24 protein-coding genes and 1 pseudogene are annotated in these 22792 nt (G+C 70.8%); 20 read left to right on the forward strand and 5 right to left on the reverse strand.

All coding sequences use genetic code 11. The annotated features are described in order from the left end of the window. Nucleotides 1-439: 439 nt before the first annotated feature. From ACZ52R_RS41910 to ACZ52R_RS41935, 6 genes are all read left to right on the forward strand, one after another. Nucleotides 440-1354, forward strand: a complete 915-nt coding sequence (locus ACZ52R_RS41910; RefSeq protein ID WP_465625899.1) for an IS982 family transposase — start codon at nt 440-442, stop codon at nt 1352-1354. A gap of 244 nt (nt 1355-1598) precedes the next feature. Next, on the forward strand, nt 1599-1928 hold the full coding sequence (locus ACZ52R_RS41915; protein ID WP_465625827.1) for a hypothetical protein: 330 nt from the start codon (nt 1599-1601) through the stop codon (nt 1926-1928). 5 nt (nt 1929-1933) lie between these two features. After that, nucleotides 1934-2206, forward strand: coding sequence for an RNA polymerase sigma factor (locus ACZ52R_RS41920; protein ID WP_465625829.1), 273 nt, complete (start codon nt 1934-1936; stop codon nt 2204-2206). Continuing rightward, nucleotides 2203-2574: a hypothetical protein gene (locus ACZ52R_RS41925; RefSeq protein WP_465625831.1), complete on the forward strand. Its 372-nt coding sequence runs from the start codon at nt 2203-2205 to the stop codon at nt 2572-2574. The genes ACZ52R_RS41920 and ACZ52R_RS41925 overlap by 4 nt, the downstream gene beginning before the upstream one ends. Then, nucleotides 2459-2902 (forward strand): hypothetical protein, encoded by a 444-nt coding sequence (locus tag ACZ52R_RS41930; protein WP_465625833.1) that lies wholly within the window; start codon nt 2459-2461, stop codon nt 2900-2902. The genes ACZ52R_RS41925 and ACZ52R_RS41930 overlap by 116 nt, the downstream gene beginning before the upstream one ends. Before the next feature lie 156 nt (nt 2903-3058). After that, entirely contained in the window at nt 3059-3580 is a 522-nt protein-coding gene (locus ACZ52R_RS41935) for a helix-turn-helix domain containing protein (protein WP_465625835.1), read from the forward strand. 376 nt (nt 3581-3956) lie between these two features. Here ACZ52R_RS41935 and ACZ52R_RS41940 read toward each other — a convergent pair whose 3' ends face one another. Beyond that, nucleotides 3957-6866: a trypsin-like serine protease gene (locus ACZ52R_RS41940; protein ID WP_465625837.1), complete on the reverse strand. Its 2910-nt coding sequence runs from the start codon at nt 6864-6866 to the stop codon at nt 3957-3959. A gap of 692 nt (nt 6867-7558) precedes the next feature. Here ACZ52R_RS41940 and ACZ52R_RS41945 point away from each other — a divergent pair. The 7 genes and pseudogenes from ACZ52R_RS41945 to ACZ52R_RS41975 all read left to right on the forward strand — a co-directional run bounded on the left by ACZ52R_RS41945 (nt 7559) and on the right by ACZ52R_RS41975 (nt 10765). Beyond that, nucleotides 7559-7807, forward strand: a complete 249-nt coding sequence (locus ACZ52R_RS41945; RefSeq protein ID WP_465625839.1) for a hypothetical protein — start codon at nt 7559-7561, stop codon at nt 7805-7807. Nucleotides 7808-8010: 203 nt separating this feature from the next. After that, nucleotides 8011-8232 carry a hypothetical protein gene (locus ACZ52R_RS41950; protein ID WP_465625841.1) on the forward strand — a complete coding sequence of 74 codons (222 nt, stop codon included), beginning with the start codon at nt 8011-8013 and terminating at the stop codon, nt 8230-8232. Continuing rightward, on the forward strand, nt 8199-9197 hold the full coding sequence (locus tag ACZ52R_RS41955; RefSeq protein ID WP_465625843.1) for a DEAD/DEAH box helicase family protein: 999 nt from the start codon (nt 8199-8201) through the stop codon (nt 9195-9197). Before ACZ52R_RS41950 ends, ACZ52R_RS41955 begins: the two co-directional genes overlap by 34 nt. A 19-nt stretch (nt 9198-9216) precedes the next feature. After that, nucleotides 9217-9327, forward strand: a pseudogene (locus ACZ52R_RS41960) (hypothetical protein); the annotation flags it as partial. Nucleotides 9328-9360: 33 nt separating this feature from the next. Then, nucleotides 9361-10371 (forward strand): helicase associated domain-containing protein, encoded by a 1011-nt coding sequence (locus ACZ52R_RS41965; protein ID WP_465625845.1) that lies wholly within the window; start codon nt 9361-9363, stop codon nt 10369-10371. 52 nt (nt 10372-10423) lie between these two features. After that, the gene (locus ACZ52R_RS41970; RefSeq protein WP_465625905.1) at nt 10424-10606 is read left to right on the forward strand and encodes a hypothetical protein; all 183 of its coding nucleotides are present in this window, start codon (nt 10424-10426) and stop codon (nt 10604-10606) included. Between the two features lie 24 nt (nt 10607-10630). Next, on the forward strand, nt 10631-10765 hold the full coding sequence (locus ACZ52R_RS41975) for a hypothetical protein (RefSeq protein WP_465625907.1): 135 nt from the start codon (nt 10631-10633) through the stop codon (nt 10763-10765). 237 nt (nt 10766-11002) lie between these two features. Here ACZ52R_RS41975 and ACZ52R_RS41980 read toward each other — a convergent pair whose 3' ends face one another. Together ACZ52R_RS41980 and ACZ52R_RS41985 are read right to left on the reverse strand one after the other, a co-directional pair. Beyond that, nucleotides 11003-11200, reverse strand: a complete 198-nt coding sequence (locus ACZ52R_RS41980) for a hypothetical protein (RefSeq protein WP_465625909.1) — start codon at nt 11198-11200, stop codon at nt 11003-11005. Continuing rightward, complete coding sequence (locus ACZ52R_RS41985) at nt 11197-11748, reverse strand: hypothetical protein (RefSeq protein ID WP_465625847.1); 552 nt, start codon at nt 11746-11748, stop codon at nt 11197-11199. Before ACZ52R_RS41985 ends, ACZ52R_RS41980 begins: the two co-directional genes overlap by 4 nt. A gap of 621 nt (nt 11749-12369) precedes the next feature. Here ACZ52R_RS41985 and ACZ52R_RS41990 point away from each other — a divergent pair. Beyond that, on the forward strand, nt 12370-12924 hold the full coding sequence (locus ACZ52R_RS41990; RefSeq protein ID WP_465625849.1) for a GNAT family N-acetyltransferase: 555 nt from the start codon (nt 12370-12372) through the stop codon (nt 12922-12924). Between the two features lie 395 nt (nt 12925-13319). Here the strand turns inward: ACZ52R_RS41990 and ACZ52R_RS41995 are convergent, their stop codons facing one another. Continuing rightward, nucleotides 13320-14939, reverse strand: coding sequence for an IS4 family transposase (locus tag ACZ52R_RS41995; RefSeq protein WP_465755412.1), 1620 nt, complete (start codon nt 14937-14939; stop codon nt 13320-13322). A gap of 26 nt (nt 14940-14965) precedes the next feature. On the opposite strand from ACZ52R_RS41995, the gene ACZ52R_RS42000 reads away from it, so the two are divergent. Then, nucleotides 14966-15769 carry an IS5 family transposase gene (locus ACZ52R_RS42000; RefSeq protein ID WP_465755413.1) on the forward strand — a complete coding sequence of 268 codons (804 nt, stop codon included), beginning with the start codon at nt 14966-14968 and terminating at the stop codon, nt 15767-15769. Between the two features lie 1829 nt (nt 15770-17598). Here ACZ52R_RS42000 and ACZ52R_RS42005 read toward each other — a convergent pair. Beyond that, nucleotides 17599-17817 (reverse strand): hypothetical protein, encoded by a 219-nt coding sequence (locus tag ACZ52R_RS42005; RefSeq protein ID WP_465665289.1) that lies wholly within the window; start codon nt 17815-17817, stop codon nt 17599-17601. A gap of 290 nt (nt 17818-18107) precedes the next feature. Between ACZ52R_RS42005 and ACZ52R_RS42010 the strand changes: the two genes are divergently transcribed. The 5 genes from ACZ52R_RS42010 to ACZ52R_RS42030 all read left to right on the forward strand — a co-directional run bounded on the left by ACZ52R_RS42010 (nt 18108) and on the right by ACZ52R_RS42030 (nt 22125). After that, entirely contained in the window at nt 18108-18566 is a 459-nt protein-coding gene (locus ACZ52R_RS42010; protein WP_465625859.1) for a hypothetical protein, read from the forward strand. A 501-nt stretch (nt 18567-19067) separates the two neighbouring features. After that, on the forward strand, nt 19068-20324 hold the full coding sequence (locus ACZ52R_RS42015; RefSeq protein ID WP_465755414.1) for a replication-relaxation family protein: 1257 nt from the start codon (nt 19068-19070) through the stop codon (nt 20322-20324). Nucleotides 20325-20876: 552 nt separating this feature from the next. Then, nucleotides 20877-21242: a hypothetical protein gene (locus ACZ52R_RS42020; protein WP_465755415.1), complete on the forward strand. Its 366-nt coding sequence runs from the start codon at nt 20877-20879 to the stop codon at nt 21240-21242. Between the two features lie 55 nt (nt 21243-21297). Continuing rightward, a complete protein-coding gene (locus ACZ52R_RS42025) occupies nt 21298-21579 on the forward strand; it encodes a hypothetical protein (RefSeq protein ID WP_465625865.1) in 282 nt (93 codons plus the stop codon). Nucleotides 21580-21693: 114 nt separating this feature from the next. Further along, the gene (locus ACZ52R_RS42030) at nt 21694-22125 is read left to right on the forward strand and encodes a phage tail protein (RefSeq protein WP_465625867.1); all 432 of its coding nucleotides are present in this window, start codon (nt 21694-21696) and stop codon (nt 22123-22125) included. The last annotated feature ends 667 nt before the right edge of the window (nt 22126-22792 follow it).

The following is a 22792-nucleotide window of genomic DNA, read 5'->3' on the forward strand; positions in this document are numbered from 1 at the left end:
AATTGGTGCTGGTCATCAGGGGTGGAACTCCTACTCGGGCCCTCTCAGGCTAACCCGACAAAGCGGGATGTCTCACCCAAGGCTGGCAGAGAGGGTGGTGCTGAATCCCACCGGTATGCCGACCCCCATCGCGATCCGCCAGATCCCGGACGGCACAGCAGTGAGTGCCGCAATGTGCGCGACTCGGACCACCCAACGGGCAGGGGGCTGACTCTCGGAGACGGCAGCGGCTATCGGTGTCCCAAACGTGACCATGGCCCCATGCTGTCTCCGCGGTCCGCCCCGCCGAATCATGCGCAAGGTCCAACTCGACTCCCCCGCGCGGGGGATGGAGACCTTCGACTTCGACCGGACAGCCGCCGACACCCGACTGCCCGCACGTCAGCCGATTCCAAGGGATCGCCTGCGGGCATGGCGCGAGGGCGTCCAATGTCGGTGTGTGAAGACAGAATTGGACACCCTCGCAGCGGCACTCTACGTCAGGATCGACGACCAGCTGAAGGCTTCGCCGCATCTGGCTCCGTGGCGCCCGGCGGTCGGGATCGCGCCCACGCTCAGTGACGCCGAGCTGGTCACCCTCGCGGTGATGCCGGCGCTGCTCGGCTACACCTCGGAGCGGCGGTGGCTACGGCGCGCGAACCGGGACTCCCGCCGCCTGTTCCCATACCTGCCCCAGCAGTCCGGGTACAACAAGCGGCTCCGCAACGCATCCGAGCTGATCAAGCACATGATCAGGATGCTGGCACAGGACACCTCGCTGTGGAGCGACGACGTCTGGGTGGTCGATTCCACCCCGGTCGGCTGCGGCTGCTCACGTGAAACCGCCAAACGCTCCGACCTCGCCGGCTGGGCCGAGTACGGCTACTGCGCGTCGCACTCCCGATACTTCTGGGGCCTGCGCCTGCACTTGGTCTGCACGCTGGGCGGACTGCCTGTCCTGTTCGCGCTCACCGGCGCGAAGGCCGACGAACGCGAGACCCTGCACGGCATGCTCGATGCCGCACCCGACGTCGCCGCCGCCCATCCGAGGCAGACGATCATCGGCGACAAGAACTACTACGGCCGCGACTTCGAGCGCGACCTCACAGAACGTCACCTGGAGTTGCTGCGCCCGGCCCGCAAGGGCGAACCCGAACGGGCCGGGGCACATCTGTTCAAGCCGCTGCGGCAGGTCATCGAGTCGATCAACCAGACCTTCAAGGGGCAGCTCGACCTGGAACGACATGGCGGGCGCACTCCGGCCGGAGTGATCGTCCGGGTACTGATGCGGATCTTGGCACTCACCGCCGCGATCTGGTTCAACGACAAGACCGGCCAACCCGTAAAGCGATCCTTGATCGCCTTCGACCGCTGATCGCGACGGCATCCCTTGGACTCATTCATCTAGGCCATATGCGTGAACAGGGGTGCTCGTTTGCAAGTCTGAAGGCGGGCCACACGGTGGCTTCGGCGTGCAGAACTTGACGTCGTACCTGACCGAAAGAGTGAGATGGACACCCTCTGCGACACGGCTGCAGCCCTCCAGCCGGTCCGCACCAACGCCCGCCTGCGGCCGGCGCTCGCCCGGCGCAGGCGCACGCCAGTGCGGGAGCACCCCGGTGAACGACGACAGCTTCGCGGGCAGTGAAACCGGCCCGGCCGTGCACGAGCCCGTCGACCTCCCCTTGGACTTCGAGGCCTACTTCCTGGCCAAGCAGCGGACGTTCCGCGGCTACGCCGCCGAGATGATCGGGGACCTCGCGGTCGGCGACGAGGTCGCGTACGAGGTGTTCACCTACCTCGCCCACAACTGGGCCCAGGCGCTCGAGGCCCCGGACTTCGAGCAGCACCCCGGGGGATCCTGGCCGGCGCGGTCATGTACCGGGTCCACTGGCTCCGGCGTGAAAAGGACCTGGCTGCCCGTCTCAGGGAGGCGCGCCGCACGCTGAAGCAGATGCACCAGGCCCTCACCCGGATCGAGGGCGGAGCCGGCCTCTACACCGCCCTCGCCGAACTGCCGACCCGCCAGTGCGAAGTGTTCGTCCTGCGCACCAGCATGGGCTACACCGCCGAGTACAGCGCGGAGGTCCTGGGCATCCACCCGCGGACCGTCGACTACCACCACCGCCGCGCGCTCGCCGCCCTCGAACGCCTGCTGACCACCCGACACGTCCTGCGCCGCACCGCTGCCGTACCCGGGCCCCGCCGCGAAGGAGCCGACCGATGAAGCCCGAAAACCTCGACCACCTCCTCGACGCCCCCGACGACTTCGACGTGCCCGCCGCGCTGCGCCGCATCTCGGCCGACGTCGCACGGATTCGGCGAGGCCAGCAGCCGCCGCCTGGCTGGTGGGCGGAGCAGGACCGTGCCCGGCAGTGCCTGGAGACGGTGGTTTCCGGGGAGATCAGCACCACCCGGCTCGCCCGGATCACCGATCTCGCCGATCTCCTGGACGACCCCCGGGGCCCACGCGACCAGTGTGTGGAGGATCTGGTTCAGGAGATCGAAGGGCCGGCTGTTCGGTTGCCTGCTGCACTACACCGGGCACCCCGTCAGCGCCGAGTTCTGGTGGAAGATCGGGGCCGGCGCCGGTGACCACACCTCGGCCTGGTGCCTGTACCTGCACCACCTCGGCCGAGGGGAGATCCGCGAGGCCCGGCTGTGGTTCGAGCAGGCCGTGAGCGTCGACGAGGACCTGGGGCCGGGTGTCCCCATGCCGGCGGTACCGGAGATGCCCGACTACTTCCGGACCGCCCCCATCGTCATGGGCACCCGCACCGCCAAGCCCTCCACGCCCTCCGGCGCCCTGGCCGTCGAGGTCGACCGCCTGGTGATGCACACGGGCGACGACACCGACGGCCTCGTCCCCTGCCCCGACCGCCGCCTGGCCGACCGCGTCGAGGAGTACGCAAGTCTGCGCTGACCAGGCCCGCCGCGGCCGGACGACCGGCCCACCCGCCCACATTCCGCGAGACATCCCCCCAGCTACGCCAGCCACCAGCCACCAGCCGCCCGGACCCCGGGCGCCAAGGGCAAGGGCAAGGCGTTCGTCGGCGCGCTGCGCCAGGTCGTCCGCGCGGTGCGCGGCGGTGAGCGCGACACCGAGGCGCTGTCCGGCATCGCGGAGGCGAACACCACCCGTCGCCGCACCAAGACCGGGCAGAAGGCCCGGGTCCGGGGCAAGGACGTTGTCGGCGCGCCCGGCGAGAGCATGGCCGGCCGCGCCGGGAAGCAGGCCATCAAGTCCGGCGCGAGCCACCTCGCCCCGGTCGTCCATGAGACAGGCCAGGCCGGCGGCCGCCTGGCCTTCACCGTCCGGATGAAGGCCAACCAGTACACGATGTCGGCCGGCTCCACGGAAGACTCCCCGGGGCTGCGTCGCGGCTTCATCCCGCGCGCGGACGGCACCGAGGAGCGCACCTACGGCTCCGCCAGCACCGGCGGGTTCGACGCCGCCGAGTGGTCCCAGCGTGTCGCCGACCACCTCGGCGACGTCACCGAGGCGATGCGGGCCTGGCTGGTGGAAACCGGCCGCGCCGTCCAGGACGCCGACATCGCCTACCTGGAAGTCCGCGGCTGGATCCCCGAGGACCAGCAGTAGGCCCGGCCGGCTGTGACTGAGTGCTTCAGTTGGCGGGTGAGCGGTCGAGTTGGCGGGTTGAGCACTCGGCGGCGAGATGTGCGTCTGAGCCGGGTAGAGCGGCGATTATGCCGCAACTCTGCTGGGGTCATGGGAACTCGGCCGTCGAGGTCCGGCCGCCAAACCCGCGTGGTGATCCACACGGCACCGCCAGTGCCAGCGTCCGCGCGTCGCGGCTCCACCTTCGGCAATCCCTGACCCGGCAGGGATCCACCGTTCTGCGGCACGGGCCTCTCCTGGCGATCGCTCGTGCCCATCTAGACCTGCTAACAGTGGAGTTGACGCTCCGATCCCGCGAGTCGCGGCCGCCGTCGGTGCGGCGGCCGCGACTCCCCGGTCACAGGCGGAAGGGGTTCCCGCCCTGCGCGGCGATCACGTACCAGGCGGTCGCCCCGGTGTGGAGGGTGGAGTAGTAGAGGTCGCCCTCCCCCGTGTCCAGGCCGTCGTGCGAGGCGGCGACGATGCCCTTGCCGTCCGTGTTGGTCGCGCCGCTCTGCGCCTTCTGCAAGGTCGCCATCAGGGCCGCCGCCTTCGCGGCATCGCCGTCCGCACGGCGGACCTGGTAGGCGGCCAGCAGGTGGGCGGTGCCCTCGAACCAGACGCCGGTGGTGTCCTTACCGCTGAAGCTCACCCCGCTGTACGGGCCGTCGGTGGCCGCCATCCGCCCGGCCGCCCAGTCGATGGCGGGCGCGTAGGACGGGTCGAGGGTGGCCAGGTAGCTCCAGGTCTGCACATCCTCCGGCTCGACGTCGTCGTTGGTGGTCACCCCGTCCAGACCGGTGCCCGTCCACAGGTGGCCGTTGGCGGCCTGCACGGACTTCACGAACCGGAACGCGTTGGTGGAGCGCTGCGCCCAGCCCGCGTCGCCGGTGACGCCGGCGAGCATGGCGAAGAAAGCGCCGGTGTCGATGTTGTGCTCCGTGGCCTTCCAGGTGAGCGGGACCATCGTCTGACCGGTGCCGTCGTCGTTGCGCAGGCCGCCGGTGTAGCCGCCGGCACCGCGGGTGTCCGCGGCGTTGTTCTGGATCCAGTTGGCGGCCTTCAACGCCCCGTCCAGGAAACGCTGTTGGCCCGTCACCCGGTAGAGCCGGGTAAGCGCCATACCGGCCCAGGCCATGTTCCCGGTGTAGACGGAGAACCCGCCCACGTACGGCGCGCCGCTCGCGGTGACGAACGGGCTGGGCTCGTAGGAGGCGCGGATGCGGCCGTCTGGGGTGATGTCGTGGGCCTGGGCATACAGCAGGCTGTCGCCGAGTGCCGTGGCGTGGGCGACGTCGTCGGCTCCGCCGCGTTGCAGGAACGCGGTGATGACGAGCGCGTTGTCGTACGTGAAGGAGGCCTGGAAGCCGTCCGGGCCGAACAGCTTCGGGTCCTCGAAGTGCCCGCCCTGGTAGCTGCGGGGCACGCGCAGCGTGCCGGCGGTGCCGTGGGCGTCGAGGCGCTGGGCGAGGAAGGAGTAGGCCGCGTCCATGGAAGGCCCGGAGGGCTTCACCGGCGGCTGCTGGGACGGCAGGTGCACGCTGCCCGCGGGAGGGGGTCCCGGCGTGGTCGGCAGGTCGGCGTCCTCCTCACCGACCGGCACCAGTTTGAAGAGCTGGTTCTCGTCGTTGTGGTCGCACGGGGCGTTCCCGGGTGTCGCGACGCTGTTCGGCACGCTGGCGCCGGGCCACAGCGCGAGACAGTTCCCGCCCTTGATCTGGAGGTGGAAGTACCAGTGCCCGCCCTCCCAGTCCGACAACTGGAGTCCGACGTCGGCGGACTGGCCGAGGTACTCGTTGGGTGCGGCCAGGTTCCGGAACAGCCAGCCGCCGTCCGTCGTCTGGAGGAGTTCCCAGTCGGCCCGCGGGTCACCGGGCCGGGCGCCGACGAGCCGGCCGCTCGGCAGGTCATAGGCCATCGCCGTACCGTTGCCGTCGACCAGTTCGTCGTGCTCGTGCGGCCTGGGGTCGGAGCCTATGTCCCCGCCCCCGCCCCCGCCGCCGCTGCCGTAGTCGACCCAGCTCAGGTGCCCGGTGCTCCAGTCACGAACGCCGATCTTGGCACCCAGCATGGGGAGGGCGTCCTCCAGGCCGACGAACATGATGCCGCCCGTGCAGCTGGTCGCCATCGTCCTCCCCGGCGTCTTGCAGCTCCAGGTTCCACCCGTCGTGGCCGAGACGATGCCCAGGGCCGTGATGTTGGGCGGCGCCCCCGGAAGGCCCGGGCCGCCTCCCAACACAACGGGGCCTCCGCTGTCGCCCCTGCGGGCCGCGATGGACGAGTTGTCAGCGGCGGTGAACTGCTTGAGGGCCTTCCAGCCGTACATGTAGTGGTGCTCGACCTCGCCGCCCAGGTTGTCGACGCCCTTGGCGTAGTAATCGGTCACCTTGGTGGTGACCTGGATGTTGCAGATCTCGCCCGATCGCGAACCCTCGTTGCAGATCCAGTTCCCCGTGTGCGCGACCTGCGCGGCGCTCACCCATTTCTTGGTCTGCGAGATGCTGGACTGGTCGGCTGCGCCGCCCGTCCAGATCTGCTGGTTCATCGTGACGTTCGAAGACGGCTTGATGACGGCCGCGTCGAGGTAGACAGGCCCCCTCTCGTCCGGGCGGATAATCTGCGGTGAGATCCGGGTGCCGATCGCCGGCCCCTGCCCGCCCGTATCGTCGACGCCGTACCGGACATTGGTCTCGTTGTTCGGCAGGAAACAGTGGTCCGCGGTGAGCATGGCGTCCTCGCCGCGGTAGTTGATCGCGAAGGCCGTGCTGCAAAACGGTGCGATGATCTGCGCACCGCCGGCACCCGGATCGTTCCGGCGCGAGGGGTCCCCGAGGCTGATCGACTCCGTGCCGTTCGATTCGACCGTCACCGGAACGCTCACGGACGCCACCGCCCGCCGCAGCCGCTGTGCGTCGGCCTCGCCGCCCACCACGGTCGCGGTGAGGCCGCTCCCATCCTGCGGCATCGCCACGTCGGTGATCCGCACTCCGGCGGACTCGGCGAGGCGCGTCACCTCGCGCGAGGCGTCCTTCAGGTCCTGCGCGCTGTGCGGCGCCGGCTTGACATCGACAGGCACCGGGCTCTGCGCGACGACCGCCCGGACCTCGGGCGTCAGCTCGCCGTGCCAGTAGATCGTGAGGTGCTTCTTCTCGGGGGCGGCGACCACACCGGCGAAAGCCCGGCTGCCGATCTGACCCGACGCATGTTCCACGGCCGAAGCGGTCTCGTTCATCTTGCCCTGGATGTCCATCAGCTGATGCCAGGACAAGAAGGGTGCAGGACTCCCGAAGGAGTTCGCGACGGGGGCGATCCCGGGAGCCGCGAGCACTCCCACGACGGCGGTCGCGGTGGCGAAGGCCACGAGCGGCCTTCGCCACCTGCCCCCGCGGCGGGCCGGATCTTCGGCGTGGTGGACCAACTGGAACTCCCCGGTTTCGGAACTGCGGCGCCTCGGCGCCCTCTCACCTGTGCAAACGGGCGGGGGTGAACGCGCAGTTCAGAGCAGGGACGGGTCGGTCACCACGGCATAGCGCCAGCCCGCCGCGGCCGCCGACTTGGCGGCCGCGGGAAGTCCGGGATGTGCGCGACCTTCCCTTCCGACCAGGTGAACCGTAACCGGAACGGCTGGGCCAGCACCTCGTCGAATCCGCTCGCGAAGTCCAAACCAGCAGCAGCCACCGCTCGGCCAGGCTCTCGAAGCCGTGCTGCCGACCGGTGGAGACCAGGCACTGCAGCCCGGGACGGTGCCGCACCAGCGCTCCTGCCGTGAATGCCGTCCACGGCACCCAGGACACCGCACGTCCTGCGTGAGCGGGCGATATCACCCAAACCGGGTTCACTGTCCAACTCTGGCGTTACCCTGCTTGGCCAACGCTCGACTCGCCAACTGAAGCGCTCAGTCACACCCGACCACATGAGGCAGGGCAAGATCCCGATCCCCCTATCAAAAGGAGACCCGCCATGACCAACATCCTCCAGCTGTGCGTCTACCGCCGTGGAAGCCAGCTCACCGCCCAGCTCGAACAGCTCGACGAGGACGGCGTCGGTCAGGGCTACCGCCTTGCCGGGCCCATGCTTCACAACATGGGTGAGCTGGTTCTGTCACAGCAGCTCACGGTTGAGGACGCCGACGGGATCCGCCGGATGCTCGACCGTTCCTTCCCGCCCGGGCCCGCCGCCGCGGAGAGTTCCACCGTCTCGGCCCCGTAGCCCCGGGACTACGCAATCGCGCACTCACGGGCAACCGGAGGGGGGTGCCCAGCAGGCTGGGTACCCCCTCCCCGCGCGGTCCACCGCCCCCGTCGACCGCCCCCCGCGGACCGGCCGTCGGCCACCGTTCTGCAGCTGCGCCGCCCCGCTCGGTGACCCGCCACCTCCCCGCACCACCCGGCATACGAAGGAGAAGGGCAGCCGTGGAGACCACCACCACCGCCGCCGCCACCGCCGAGCAGGACGTGCCGGCCGGGCTGCGCGCCCAGGCCGAGACGCCCGTCCCGGCGCAGCCGCCCGGCACCGCCGTGAACCCGCTGCCGCTGCACTGGTTCCAGAAGGACGCGGTCGCGGCCGCGGTGCGTGAGGTGAAGGACGGGGCCGGGCGACGGTGGTCGCGGCAACCGGCTCGGGCAAGACGCTGATTGCCGCCGGCTGCGCCCGACGTCTGGCGGCGAAGGGCCGGGTGCTGGTGCTGGTGCCGACGATCGAGCTGCTGGAGCAGACAGCGGAGTCCTGGTCGCTCAAGGGAGGGCGCCGGGGCGTGGCAGTGGCGGCATGTTCGCGGGAGGAAGCGCTGGAGAGCGCGGAGGCGGGCGGGCGGATCGACGCCGCGGTGACGACCGCCCCGGCCGCGCTGACGGACCTGGTCAACGGTGCGCCGGACGACCACCCGGTCACCGTGTACGCGACCTACGCCTCGCTGGAGCGGATCGTCGAGGCCCACTACCACTGGGGCCTGGCGCAGTGGGACCTGGTGGTCATCGACGAGGCCCACCGCACCGCCGGCTCCGAGGGTAAGGCCTGGGCCGCCGTCCACGACGACGACCGGGTTCCGGCGAAGCGCCGCCTGTACTTCACCGCCACGCCCAGGATCGCGGACGACCGGCGCGCGAAGGACGGCCTGGCCGACCTTGCCGACGCCGACAGCGAGGGCGCGGAGAAGCTGCCCGCGCTCTGCTCCATGGACTCGGAGGAGATCTACGGCAAGGTCTGTGTCACCTGGACGCTCGGCCAGGGCATCGAGCACGGCTACCTCGCCGACTACCGCGTGCTCGTGCCGGTGGTGACGGACGAGGACCTGCGCGAGCTGCTCCGCCTCCCGGCCGTCGCGGACCTGCGCTCCCAGCGCAGCAACGAGGAACTGCTGCGCCTGGCCTCGCAGATCGCGGTGCTGCGCGCCATCGCCGACCTCGGGCTCCGACGGGTCATCACCTTCCACTCCCGGGTGTCCGCAGCGCGCGAGTTCGCGAACACCCTGCTGGAGACCTCGGAGCTGCTGGAGGACGCGGAGCGCCCGGAGCGGATCTGGGCGAAGGCGGTGGCCGGCACCGACCGGCTCAAGGACCGCCGGGCCGCGTTCGCCGACTTCAAGGCCCCACACCGGTGAGGACGGCGAGGAGTGCGGCATCCTCGCCAACGCCCGGCTCCTGTCCGAGGGCATCGACGTTCGGGCCGTCGATGCCATCTGCTTCGCGGACCCGAAGTCGTCGGTCATCGACATCGTCCAGGCCGTCGGGAGGGCGCTGCGCCAGTCCTACCGCGAGGGCAAGGTGTCCTGGGTCATCATCCCGGTGTACCTGCCGACGCCGGAAGTCGGCGACGACACCGCCACCGCGCACCCGGCCGAGGTCCACGACGCCGGCGAGGCCGTGAAGGCGGAGGCCGACACCGAGATCGAGGCCAGTTCCTTCCGTACGATCTGGCGGGTCCTGCGCGCCCTGGCCGCGCACGACGCCCGGGTGGTCGGCCGGATCACCGAGCTGCGCGCCCACCGCTCCCAGGGCACCGCGCACACCACCGCGGCCAAGGCCTCCGAGGGCGAGGCCAGGGAGGGCGAGCAGCAGCCGGCGCCGGTGGAGTCGCCGATCGAGTGGCTGCGGATCAACGCGAAGCAGCACGCCGCGCGGATCCTCCAGACCGTCAAGCTCCGCGCGTTCAACCCGCGGGCCGTGGAGTGGCAGCGGATGCACGCCGTCGCGGCGGTCTTCCACCTCCAGCACGGCCACCTCGACCCCACTGACAAGACGAAGCACGCGGACCTGATCTCCTGGCTCACCCGCCAGCGCCACCTCAACGGCCAGGGCCTGCTCGACCCCGCCCGGGTCAGCGAGCTGGACGCGCTCGGCATGATCTGGTCGAAGAACGCCAACGCCTGGGAGCGCGGGGCGGCCTATGCCGCCGCGTTCCACCGCCAGCACGGTCACCTGGCGATCCCGGCGGCGGCGAAGCTGGACGACTACGCGGTGGGTGCGTGGATGCGCCGCCAGCGCAAGGCCGACAACCTCACCACCGACCAGGCCGCGAAGCTCGACGGCCTGGACGAGCTGTGGCGCCTGGAGCCGGACTGGAACCGCTCCTACCGCCGCCTGCTCGCCTACCTCGCCGCCGGCGGAACCCTGGACGGCCCGGCGAACCGCACCGGCCTCGCCGACGACCCCACGTTCCGCCCCGGCGCCTGGCTGCGCAAGCAGGCGGGGGCCCGCACCGAGGGAAAGCTGACCGACCAGCAGACCGCGCTCCTGGACGCCCTCGACCGGCACGCCGAGACCGTCGCCGGCTAACCCGCCCCGTACACCTCGCCGCCCCGCTCCCGACTCCTGGAGGCACCACACGATGACCGACACCACCCCGGAGCCCACCGCGGACGAAGACCTCGACGAGCGGTTCCCGCTGGCGCTGTACCGCCACGACAACGGCGAGCTCATGATGCCGACCACCCACGTCACCGCCTGCTGCGCCACGTCGCGGAGACCGTGCGGCTGTGGCGGGTCCGAGGCCAGGTGCCGCTGGACCTGATGACCACGGATCTACGACGCCCTGGTGCACTACGCCGCCGACCTCGACACCGCCATCGCCGACGCGCACGGGCAGTGCGACCCGACGGACCGGACCCGGGCCGACGAGGTCGCGCGCTACCTGGACGAGGTGGCTGGCGCCTATCTCGCGGCCGGCTGACCCGTCCCGCATGCTCCGCCGTCCCGGCCCACCCCGGCCGGGACGGCACCCGTTCCGAGGAGAGGCACCACAGGATGACCGACACCACGCCGACCCGCACGCTGCCCACCCCGTTGCCGGGCGCGACCGGACCCGGCGCCCAGCGCTCCCCGGCCGCCACCAGCACGCCCGGGACTCCCCAGCGGGGACCGGTGATGTCGAGTCCGTCCTTGACCAGGTGGCGGCAGGCTCCCTCGATCACGCCGGTAGGAACGGGGAGCCCGTAAAGCTCGGCACCGGGCGGGTCGGCGCGGACGGCGGCGAGCCCGGTCGGTCGAGTCGGCGCAACGCCAACGTGGAACCACTGACCACCAGTGCGACCACCAGTGCCAGCAGGAGAGCACCGAGCAGAACAGTTCCGATCCGTACCGTCCCGATGTGCTTCTCGGTGCTCATTGCAACCCCGCAAGTACCATCCGCATTGCCTCCGCAGCGCCGGCCAGCGTCAGATCATCGGTGGACGGCCCGGCCCTGTAGCTCACTATGACGACATCCCCGCCCTGCAGTGCCGAGACGATCACGTAGGGGTAGGTCTGATCGGAATGGACCTCCGCGTACGCGAAGTGCCCGAACCCGGCCAGGTCCACGGTGTGGCCGAGGCTGTCACCGGGGCCCAGAGCGAGCTTCTTCTGCGAGCTGAACGAGGCCATCGCCTCGTCGGCGGAGGTACGGAAGGCCGTGGGCGCGCTGCGATCCACAAACACGGCCAGGGAGGCCGTGTTCCCGGTCGCACCGATGTCGGACTTCCACTCACATCTCGTCCGCAGGCCTGGCTCATTGGACGTGAGGCCTACGACCGCGGCGGGCACGAGCCGTACCAGCAGCGCTGCCGGCACCAGGGCACAGGCGCTGGGCGGCCGCTCCGGCGCGGATGGTCGGCCCACTACCTGGAAGGCCAGCACCGCAGCGGCCGCGTACACCACCAGGGCGATCGGTGGTGACACCCCGCGCGTCCAGGTCCGAGGAGATACTGACATGCCGTCATGCTATGCACTTCAGCGAGTCACCCCAAGAGTTCGGTCAGCCATCAAAGGAGCGGAACGCGACGTTCAACTCGCAATACGTGACCAAGCGTTGATCTGAATCCTGTGACCTTCACCTCGTAGCGTAGAGGCCGTGACTTCAGGGGAATTTGGGAGTCATGGCAGAGAAGGGGCGGAAGTTCGACGCGGAGTTCCGCGCGGGGGTGTGCGGATCGGGAGGTCTGGCGGCCGAGGCCGCGCGGGAGCTAGGGATCAGCCGCGGCCAGACCGGGCCACCAGACAGGGCAAGAGCCCGAGTGCGATTTTGTTCCCGGCTGATCCTGCCGTGCCGACTGATCCGTGGGCGTTCCAGGAAGAGTGCGCTGCCGCGTTCGAGATGACATGGACGGTGCGGGGCCTCACCCCTACCACGATCCGGACCGCCTCAACCGGACCCGGCATACCTCCGAGGGTTCACCGCTGGTCGGGGCGCCGCCCACTGCGGTGCGTCTGGAAGAGTTCTTCGCGTTCGCCCGCGGCATCACGATGCGGACGCTTTACCAGGACTCCACCCGCAACCAGTCGACCCACTGAGGAACCCCGATGATTACCTGGCGCCGGCTCGGCGAACCCGACTTCCCGCAACTGAGGCAGTGGCTGGCACAGCCGCATGTCGCCCGCTGGTGGAACCACGAGAGCTCCCCGGAGGCTGTCGAGCGCGACTTCGGCCCCGCAGCCGGGGGGCTGGAGCCGTCTGAGGACTTGCTCGTCATGCTCGACGGCGAACCGATCGGCCTCGTGCAGCGCTGCCGCCTCGCCGATTACCCCGACTACCTGGCCGAGTTGGCGGCCGAAGTCGACGTGCCAGACGGGGCGGTGACAATGGACTACCTGATCGGCGATCCCCGCCTGGCTGGTCAGGGACACGGCCCACGCATGATCCATGCGGTCATCGAGGCGACCTGGACCGACCATCCCAACGTCACCGCGATTATCGTCCCAGTGCACGTCGCTAACCGACCATCCTGGCGGGCGCTGGAGAAGGCGGGCCTGCACCGTGTCGCCGAAGCCTCGCTGGAGCCTGACAACCCCATCGACGACCGTGCCCACTACATCTACCGAATAGACCGTCCAGCCCGCTCGGCCACCGTTCAGTGAGAAGCGATTCCCAAACCGGGGGACATGGCTGCCACTCGAACTTCCGCACGCATCAGGCTCGTTCGGGTGATCAGGTCGCGGCCGGCGCATAGAAGAAGGGCCTCTTGCCCAGTTCGGTGATGTCGAGTCAACGAACAACCAGGAGGCCCTCGTGCTCCACTCTGGCGTGCCCGCTGCGCCCGCGGCCAGCTCCGGCATGTCGTGCGATTGCCTCGCACACCGGCTCGGAAACGCCGCCGACCAGCCCGACCGGACCCGCCGCTACGGCTCCGACCTCACCGACACGGAGTGGGCAATCCTGCGGCCGCTGCTGCCGGTACCGGCCTGGATGAACGGGCAAGGGGGCCACCCTGGGGGCTTCTGCCACCGGCAGATGCTCGACCAATGCCACGAAGTTAAGGATTCGGTGGTGGTGTCAAGGCGTCGGGGAGGGTGATCTTGTAGGTGTTCGGAGCGGTGCGTATGAGCCGGCCGTTGCGGGCCCAATAGCAGAGTTGTGCGGTGAGGCTGCTGAGGGGGCGCCCAGAGTTGGCGAGCCCGAGATGCCGCGCGATGTCCCGGGTGTGCATGGCCTGGTTGGAGTTCGCAGCCCAGAGCTGGCAGACCTGGCCCCAGCGGCCGGAGAGGGCCTGGCCAGGGTCCTGCGCGCTGGGCAGAGCCGGTGGGTGCACGGTGATCTCGATGACGGTGATCGGTGTGCTGCCGCGAGGACGACCGTCTCGGTTCCAGATGTTGTAGCGGGAGGTTCCGCACTTGACGATGCGGGCGGACAACCGCATCCGGCGCCCGGGAAGCAGCGCGTGCAGGACACGGGCGCCGATGTGTCCGACCAGGTCGGAGCGGCTGCCCGGCCCTGAGGCCGCAGTCGTTCCGGCCAGGTTGACGACCGTGTCACGGGCGGCCTCCAGTGCGACGGTGAAGCCGGCCCGGTCGGGATCGCAGGCGGGCACTGTCTCCACCGCGGTCACCATCACCGAGCGCAGGGCCTGGTAGAGGGTGAGCAGTCCCCACATCTCCTGGTTGAGGCCCACAGGGTCCTTCGAACGTAGGACTCGGCCTTTGAGCAGGGTGTGACGGAGTGCCAGGTAGGTGATCTCGATCTCCCACCGCTCGTGGTAGAGACGCACCAGGTGGTCGGCTGAATCGGTGCGGTGGTCGTGGAGCGTGGTCAGCAGGCGGTAGGTCCCGCCGAAGTCGCCTCCGTCGGCGGTGCGGGAGCGGATCTCGGCCTCGATCACCCGCAGTGAGAGGCCCCCGATCCGGGTCAGGTAGGAGCCGTCGGGCAGCAGTGCCAGCACCGGCGGTCGTCGGGTGCTGGTGGCGCGAATCAAGAACTGCGCCCCCTGGGCTGCGATGTCTGCGAGCAGCTCGTTGCTGTCGAAGGCGCGGTCAGCCAGGAGGAGCATGTCCGAGGTCAGGTGGCCGACCAGGTCGTGGGCGTAGTCAGTCTCGCCCTTGGAGGCGGGCCCGAAGACCGCTGCGATCAGGCCGCGGGTGCCTGTTTCGCACAGGGTCATGAGCATCAGCCGGGGGTAGCCTGCCGGGCCGTAGCGGCGTTCGGTGCGGCCGAGCCATGACCGGTTGCGCTCGTGGTCGGGGACGGACAGGCTCCCGCAGCCGTCGAAGGCGACCGTGCGCCACCTGCGGTAGCGCACTCCGGGCGTGGACGGCTGGGTCAGCGGGCCGGCCAGCACGTCGAACAGTCGCTTGAGCGGGGCCACCCCGACCCGCCGACGCAGATCGCGAAGTGCCTTCTCCGAGGGCTGCGGCACCCGAGCAGCCAGTCCGGCCGCGAGTTTGCTCCACACCAGTCCAGTGCCCAGATGCTCGAACAGTCCGAGTGCGAGCACGAAGTACACCCCGACGCGCGAGGGGAGGCTCCGAAGTCGTCGCTCACGCGCCCCGGTCTCGTCCAGTACCGCATCCACCAACTCGGGTGGGATGACCTGGGTTAACTCGCCGATGTGACCGGGCGCGAACACGTCACCGGTTCCGTCCGTGACAGAGTGGGCCACTGGGCCTCTGCTTTCTCAGGAAGATCTTGGTCGATCCCCTGGATAGCAGAGGCCCCTCGCGCATCGCGCCCACCCTTGACACCGCCGCCGAGCGCTTAACTTCGTGGCATTGGATGATCGACGCGGTGCGCTACCTGGTCGCCGAGGGCGTGCGCTGGGCGAGCCTGCCCGCCGACTTCCCCAAGTGGCGGGCCGTCTACCGGTTCTTCCGCCGCTGGCGCGACAACGACTTCATCAAGGAGCTCTACGGCCGACTGCGCAAGCGTCTGCGCGAGCTGGCCGGGAAGAAGGAGGAGCCCTCGGCCGCGATCATCGACTCGCAGTCGGTGAAGGCCGACGCCACGATCGGCGCGGCCACCCGCGGCTACGACGCCGGGAAGAAGATCAACGGGCGCAAGCGGCACATCGCGGTGGACACCCTGGGCCTGCTGCTGGTGGTGATGGTCACCGCCGCCTCGGTCAAGGACAACGACGCCGGGCGCGACCTGCTGGAACAACTGTGCGCCGAGCGCCACCGCATCGCCCTGGTCTGGGCCGACGGCGGCTACACCGGATGGCTCGTCGCCTTCGCCCACGCCGTCCTGGCCCTCGCCCTGACCGTCGTCAAACGCAGCGACGACGCCAAAGGGTTCGTGGTGCTGCCCCGCAGGTGGATCGTGGAACGGTCCTTCTCCTGGCTGATCCGGGCCCGGCGCCTGGCCCGCGACTACGAGACCCGCATCGACAGCGCCGAGGCGATGGCCTGGTGGGCCGCGAGTATCCCGGCCACCCGCCGACTGGCTCGCTCGGGCCGACCCTCCCCGCGCCGCGTCAAGCGGTCCGCGGCCTGAACAGCCCCGGCCGCGCCTCGGTCAAACCAGCCCCGTTCCACCAGCCGCTTCGCCCTGAACCGGGCCGCCTGCTCCTTCGCATCACTCGCCGACCAGCCCAGATGCTCGCGCATCGCCCGCGCCCGCACCCCCTCCCCGCCGCCGGCCGCATCGCGCTCGACCAGGGCCACGATCCGCGCGCACTCGGGCGACAGCACCTCCACCCCCCAACCCCTCACGCCACGAAGGGACTTCGCCCCGCGGCCCGGCCACGCCCGCGACCGGCCCCACCACCGGTCCACCGGCCGACGCCCCAGGCCTCGCGGCCTCATCGGCCAACTCGGCCAGGGCCGCCACCGTCTCCTCCCGGGCGATCACCGCGCGCCGCGCGGCCTCATCCGCCTCCGCCACGGCGGCCTGGACCCGCTCCAACTCGGCGCGCAGTTCCTCCGCCCTGGCCAGCGCCACCCGCTCACGCCGCTCCAGCACCCCCAGCACCGACGGCATCCGCCACCTCCGACCATGCCCCCGCACCAACACGACGGTCCGAGCATGCCTACCGAGCGACGGCCACGCACCTCACCTGCGAAAACGTGACCCTACCTTCGGTTTGGGAATCGCTTCTCACGTCACATGCATGTGAAGTCGGGCCGTCCCGTCTCAGTGAGGGATGGACTCATGGTCCATTTTGGGGGCACCACAATCACCAAAATGAACCATGAGTCCATCCCGGATTCCGCCCCTCGCTCTCCCCGCCCGGCCGGTGGCGGCACGTGCCCTGCCGGGAAGCCGGGACCGGGCGGCAACCCTGTGATCCACGCGGACCTGACCATGCAAATGGCTGGGCGCGGCGCGCTCCGCTACCGCACCCTGGCCAGCGCCAAGGGTTGCGCTGGACCAGCCCCTGCCGCCTGCCCTGCGCCGCCGGATCCGTCGTCAGGGCCGTGGCCGGCCCCGCCGTCGGCCCGTCGCCGCACCGGTCACGCCGAAGACGGCGTGACACTGGGCAGTTGCCCCTCGCCAGCTGGCTGATGCCCGTGCCTGGCGCCGAGCGGCCGGTGCAGCGTTGCCCGCAGCAGCAAGCCATGCAGCAAGGGTGACCTTGCTATCCCGCTGCTCGGCGCGGGCCACTGGGCAGCAGGGTGCAGCAAGGTCACCCTTGCTACACCCGTTGTTGCCGCTGCTTCCGTGTAGCAAGGCGATCCTTGCTGCACGCCGGGGCTGCGACTGCGACGGCCCGCGCGGGTGAACGGAGTGCGACTGCGACCGGCCGCTGGCTGCGCAATCGCCGACCGGGCTGCGACGGTGCGACCGGCGTCGCAGCCGCCCGGCCCCGGGCGCGCAAGGACCGGTGAGTTCGCCGCACACCGGGTGCGACGCAAACTCCCCACCGCAGGTCACGACAGGTGCGAACGGGATCGCACCCGCCCCGTCGCAGGCCTCGGGCATGGCCCGGCGGCCCTGCCGCCGACGCCGCCGGCAGGGCCGGTTGTTGCAGCAACGATCGGGCCCGCTGCGCATGCGCAACGGCCGGTTGCAGCATCGGATGCGCATGCGAAAGGACGGTTGCGCAGCGCTGCGCAACCGGTGATGCGCGCTGCTGCGACGGGCCGCCGCTGCCCGCCGGGGCGCGGCGTTTCACCCCGGGGCGAAAGGCGATGGCCGAGCCGATGCTGTTCGGCGCGCCGACCTGCACGGTCTGCGGCAAGGAGATGGAGCCGAGCAGTACCGGTCGCCCCCGGAAGTACTGTTCGAAGGCGTGCTCCTCCCGGGCCGACCGGGCGCGCGGGCGCGAGCGTCAGGAGAAGGCGCTCACCGCGGCCGCCGAAAACCCCCGGGGCGAAACCCCGCTACCCGCCGACCTGCCCGCCGACGGCACGGCCGTCGGGCTGCTGGAGCTCGGCGAGGCGCTGCGCCGGCACGACGAGCGCTTCCTCCTCCAGCTGGAGCGTGCGGAGCACGAGGGCGACGGTGCCCTTGCCCGCCAGGCCCTGGCCGACCTTCTCCGCGCCGCCGAGGGCCTGGCCGTGCGTCACCGCGAGCTCGCCGAGCGGATACTCGCCGCCCACCCCACCCAGGCCGCCGCTTCGGAAGAGGCCGCCCCGGAGCCCCTCGTTTCGCCCCGGGGCGAAACAGCGGCCCCACCCGGCAGCGCCCCGGCCGCGGACGCGCCGGTGCCGACGGCTGCTCCCGTACCGGCTCCGGCGAGCGGCGGCCCCGCCCACGAGGACCGGTCCGCACCCGTTGCTCCCCGGGGCGAACTCCCCCGTCGACGGACCCTGCCGCGGAGCGGCCGCAGGCCCTGTCGGCGCCTGTTCCTCCCCGGGGGGAAAGGGAGCCCACTGCGGGGCCCGCCGCCATGGCGTCCGTTGTTCCCCGGGGCGAAACGGCGCCCGGTGGCGAGCGGCTGCGCGAGCTCGTGGACCAGCGGCTCGCCCAGCAGCAGACCGCGCCCCGGCCCGCCCCGGCTCCGGCTTCTTCCGCACCGCAGCAAGCGCCCATCGAGGTTCCCGTCCCGGCCGACCCGATGCACCGCCGGCTGCCCCCGAGCGACGTGCGCATCGCCCTCGATGCGGGGCGGTTCGGCGACTGGTGGGCGCTGGCCGGCTGGACGGTCAACCCGGACGTCTACCTCGTGACGGGCGAGGGCCATCAGGTCGGCTGGGTCGAGCGCGGCCTGGCCGGCATCGGCGACCGCTGGGTGGCGGTGTACGAGGGCTACTTCATCGGCGACATCAACACCCAGGAAGCGATGCTCCACGACACCCCCGAGCAGGCCGCCTTCACCGTCCACACCGCCTATCTGCAGAACCTCTGACGGCCCGCCGCCCGTGATCCCGGTCACGGACAAACCGGGAGGACAAGGGACCTGACCGGGGCGAACCGGGCGGGACAACGTGCTGGTCAAGGGGCGGGGTCAGACCGCGGACAAGGGGTCGGTGTGCAGTGTCGGCCGCGTCCGGGTGCTCGCCCGGGTGCCGGGCCGGCCATCGCGCCGATTCCGGCCTCCTGCTGATGGAAGGCCAACCCGATGTCCACCACCGCGCTCGCCGCGCCCGATCCGGACGACGGCGTCCAGGCCGCAGGCCACCTCCCCGGCCGGGCGGCGAAGGCCTCGCCCGGCCGGGACAAGGGGCCCGGTGCCGCCTCCACCGGCACCTCCACCGATACCTCCACGCCCCCGACGGCGGCCCGGCCCGTTTCCGCAGGCCAGCGGCCCCGGTCAAGGGGCGTCGGGCGTGGCGACAACCCTCTTCCCCCTGATGCCGAGGTGCGGTGGAAGCGGGGTTCGACACAGCCGGTCAGGAAGGGGGTCCTGGTGTCGCTTGCCCTGTTTCAGCGCGCCACCGGCCGGGAGCTTTGGCACCTGGTCTGCCCGACCCAGCGCAACGACCGGGCGACGCGCGACGCCGTGGTCGACCTGGAGGCCGCCGGGAGGGTGCGCCAGGAGCTGCGCCTGCCGGACAACCGCAAGCTGTGGACCCTGACTGCGGCCGGGCGCCGCGAAGCCGCCGGCCTGCTCCCGGCCGGGACGAAGCTGTCCGCGCTGCGCCCCGAACGGGACGGCCCGGGCACGGCGTTCTCCGAGCACGCCCTGGACGTCGTCGCCACCGCCGGCCTCCTCGCCCGCGCCGGCATCGGTCACCTCGGCGCGTTCACCACCGAGGTCGAGCACGCCATCCCGCACCGCCGCTCACTGTTCACCGACCTCGTGCTGCGCCACCCCGGCGCGAAGGTGCCGGTCCTCCTGATCGAGGTCGACCGCGAGAACGAGGGCGTCGGCACCCTCGTGGAGAAGCTGGCCACCTACCGGGCCTGGTGCGAGCTGGCGGCGAAGGGCGCGGCCAAGGCGGCGTTCGAGGCCTCGCTGCGCCGGACCGGGACCCGCACGCACGACCTGCGCCTGTGGCCCACCCTCTACCCGGCCACCGGACGGGAGGGACTGCCGCCGGTCGCCCTGGTCCTGGAGGCCGGCCGCAAGCGCACCCGCCCCGGCGCGGGGCCGCTCACCCCGAAGGAGAAGGAGGAGAAGGCCAAGCGGGACCACCAGCGGCTGCTGAACCGCATGGCCGAGGTCGAGACCGCCTCCGAGGACGCCTGGTACGCGCCCGCGTACAGCGGCTACGCCGCCCGCGACTACCACCGCGCCCTGCCGGTCGTGGCGACCACCCTGCCGCTGCTGCGCCGCTTCGGCGCTGATGCCCCGGTCTGGCACCGGTTCGGCCGCCGCGGCTGGCACACCCTCGACCAGGCGCTGGCCAACCCGGACGGCGACCGGCTGCTGCACGCGGAGCGGGCCGCCGCCGACCAGGTCCGCCAGGAACGGGAGCAGGAACGGCAGAGGGCGGAGCGCGAGCGCCGCCGTCCAGCCTGCACCCGCTGCAAGGTGCCGTTCTCGGACGAGCGGTGGGAGATGCGCGAGCGGGCCGCCTGGGACGACGACGGGCTGTGCCCAAGCTGCCGCCAGGCCGACGCCGACCAGAAGGCTCGCCAGGAGGCCGAGCGCGAGCAGGCGGCCGCCGAAGCCGCCGAGGCCGAGGCGAAGCGCCACCGCTCCTGGTGGCGCAGGGCCTGACCCCGCTGTTCCCCGGTACATGGCGCTGACCTGCACCGGGGAGTTTCGCCTCGGGCCGGTGAGTTTCACCGCCAGCCGGTGAGCTTCCCCTCCCAGGGCTGGTGAGTTTCGCTGCCGGGGCCGGTGAGTTTGCCCGCCGTGGCAGCCGGGCCACCGGTGAGTATCAGGTATCTGGGCAGGCCAGAGGCCGGGTAGAACGGCCTCGTGCTGCTCTGTACGGGTGGCGGGTTCGGCCCCGGCGCGGGGCGGGCAGAGCTGCGGCATGACGACACCTTCGACCAGGCGCCACCGCCGCCCGACCGCCAGCGTGCCCGCTCCTGCGGTCCCGGTCCGCGCTGTGAGGCCGCCGGCTCCTGTTCGGCCGGGCAACGGGTGCTGCCGGACCTGGTCCAGCGAACATCTGACGCCTGGCGGGATGGTCGTCCAGACGACCTGGCACGAACCCGTCTGCCGAACCTGGGGCCAGCCAGCCCGGTGATCAAGCAGTTCCACCCCGCGCGTCCAACCGGCGCCGATAGGCTCGGCGCATCGTCGAAGGGGAGGAGCGGACCGATGGCGCAGCCGAACCAGTATGCGCCGGAGCCGGTGGCCGACTGGATCAACGACGTGTGCGGCTGGCAGGACCAGACCCGCGGGCTCCGCGGACACCTGCCCTCCCAGCTGCGCCTGGTCCGTGACGCGGACCGCTGGTGGATCGGGATCGACGCCTTCGCCCCGTACCTGCGCGTCCAACTGTGCGCGGGCCGCATCCTCGACGACGGCACCTTCGCCGATGTCTCGGTCTTCCTCGACGGCACGGTCAACGCCACCGACCGCGAGGAACTCGCGCAAGCCGTCCAGGAACTGCGCAAGCGACTGGACACCCCGCAGCCGCCGAACGCCTGGGCCGCCAGCCGCTACGGCTTCCCCAAGCCCTGAGCTGCCGTCACACCTCGAGCGGAAGTCCCGGCCCCGAACACGGGAAGGCTGCCCCGTGACCAACACCAACCTGTTCCAGCCCGGCACCACCGCGGTGCGCCGCGACATCCACGCCGACCGGGTGTGGACCGCGATGCCCCAGCGCGTGATCGAGAGCCTGGCACCGACGACCTGGATCACCTCGACGCGCACCGGCGACGACACTATCCGCAAGCAGGGCCTGGAGGACCTGGCGGCCGGCACCTGGACCCTCGGCCGCTACGGCCGTTCCGTATCCAGTGACTGTTGTTGCTGGCGGGCTGTGAGCTTGAGGTCGGTCTTGAAGCTTGGGTGTTGATGGTTGGTCGTTGATCGTTCTGGACAGGATGCGGGTGTCCCATGGCTGAGGGCGACATCGATCACCCGTAGCTCGGGGCCAGCCACCCTTTTGCACCGTTGAGAGGACTGCACCGTGTCAGTCGAGAACGAAAGCCCCGTGCCTGCCTACAGCTACAGGGTCACCATCGGTGACGAAGAACTGGCGTTCGCCTCCGTGTCCGGGCTGGAGATCCCTCCGGAGATCGCCGCTAAGGCAGGCATCGAAGCCGTTCCACTCTTGCCTGAGTCCGCCAATGGCCCCGTGATCACGTTCACGAACGGTGCTCTCCAGGACCAGCCCGAGCTCGCCGCATGGCTCAACCCCGCTGACGACACTCGCACCGGCAAACGCGACATCAGCATCAGCCTCACCAACGAGGCCGGCACTGTTCTGTTCATGACCTGGAACGTCGTCAACGCCTTCCCGACCGCCATCAGCGCACCCAACTTCGATGCCAGCAGCAACGAAATCGCCATCGAGGAGGTCTCGTTGTCGGCAGATGGTTTTTCCCTCGAATGGCACTGATGGGCTGCCCCATGGCCTGGCGGTGCCGCAACGACTGACGCTGCTGGTCCGGGCAAGGCCGCTCGCCGATGGAACGCACGGCCTGCCGCAAGGGGTGAGGCCCGAGCGGTCCCACCTGGGCCTACCGGGAGATCCCCCCACCGGGTTTGCGGATGCCGCCGGACCCGCCCTGGGACGGGGAGGCCAACCAGGACCTGCTGGGGCGAACACCCACGCGTCACGAGAACCGCACGCAGCGCATCGCCGAGCCGACCATGCAGATACTCCTGGGCTGGGCGATCCGCTTCGTCGAAGACTTCGCCGATAACGGAACGCCCCTCTGCTCCCGTGCCAAGTGCCACAACACAATGGCGGGATAACCGGTGGGAGGGCACCGAACTGCTGAGCCACTTCCTGGCCGGCGGCGTCCAGGCCGTAACGTCTGCCGCACCCGCGACGGCTCCTCGCCCAGCGCCCGCACGGTGCACAACCTCGTCCTCCAAGCCCACCTCACCGATGCCGGGCTGCGCACCGCGTACGCCCGCGAGCACCTGGTCGTCCGGGCGGAAGCCCGTCAGGGCTGATGCGTTCTCAGAGGACGTTAAGTCCCTTTACTCACGGTTGGGGATCGCTCGTTCGTGTGATCGTTCGATGAACTGACGTGTTGGCCGGGGGGTAGGTGATGTTG

The organism is Kitasatospora sp. NPDC034023, assembly GCF_055575795.1.

Coding starts and splice junctions, on each gene's coding strand:
- ACZ52R_RS41990 (WP_465625849.1), top strand. CDS start 12,370: ATGATTACCTGGCGCCGGCTCGGCGAACCCGACTTCCCGCAACTGAGG.
- ACZ52R_RS41925 (WP_465625831.1), top strand. CDS start 2,203: ATGAAGCCCGAAAACCTCGACCACCTCCTCGACGCCCCCGACGACTTC.
- ACZ52R_RS41945 (WP_465625839.1), top strand. CDS start 7,559: ATGACCAACATCCTCCAGCTGTGCGTCTACCGCCGTGGAAGCCAGCTC.
- ACZ52R_RS41920 (WP_465625829.1), top strand. CDS start 1,934: ATGCACCAGGCCCTCACCCGGATCGAGGGCGGAGCCGGCCTCTACACC.
- ACZ52R_RS42010 (WP_465625859.1), top strand. CDS start 18,108: ATGGCGTCCGTTGTTCCCCGGGGCGAAACGGCGCCCGGTGGCGAGCGG.
- ACZ52R_RS41980 (WP_465625909.1), bottom strand. CDS start 11,200: ATGAGCACCGAGAAGCACATCGGGACGGTACGGATCGGAACTGTTCTG.
- ACZ52R_RS42020 (WP_465755415.1), top strand. CDS start 20,877: ATGGCGCAGCCGAACCAGTATGCGCCGGAGCCGGTGGCCGACTGGATC.
- ACZ52R_RS41970 (WP_465625905.1), top strand. CDS start 10,424: ATGACCGACACCACCCCGGAGCCCACCGCGGACGAAGACCTCGACGAG.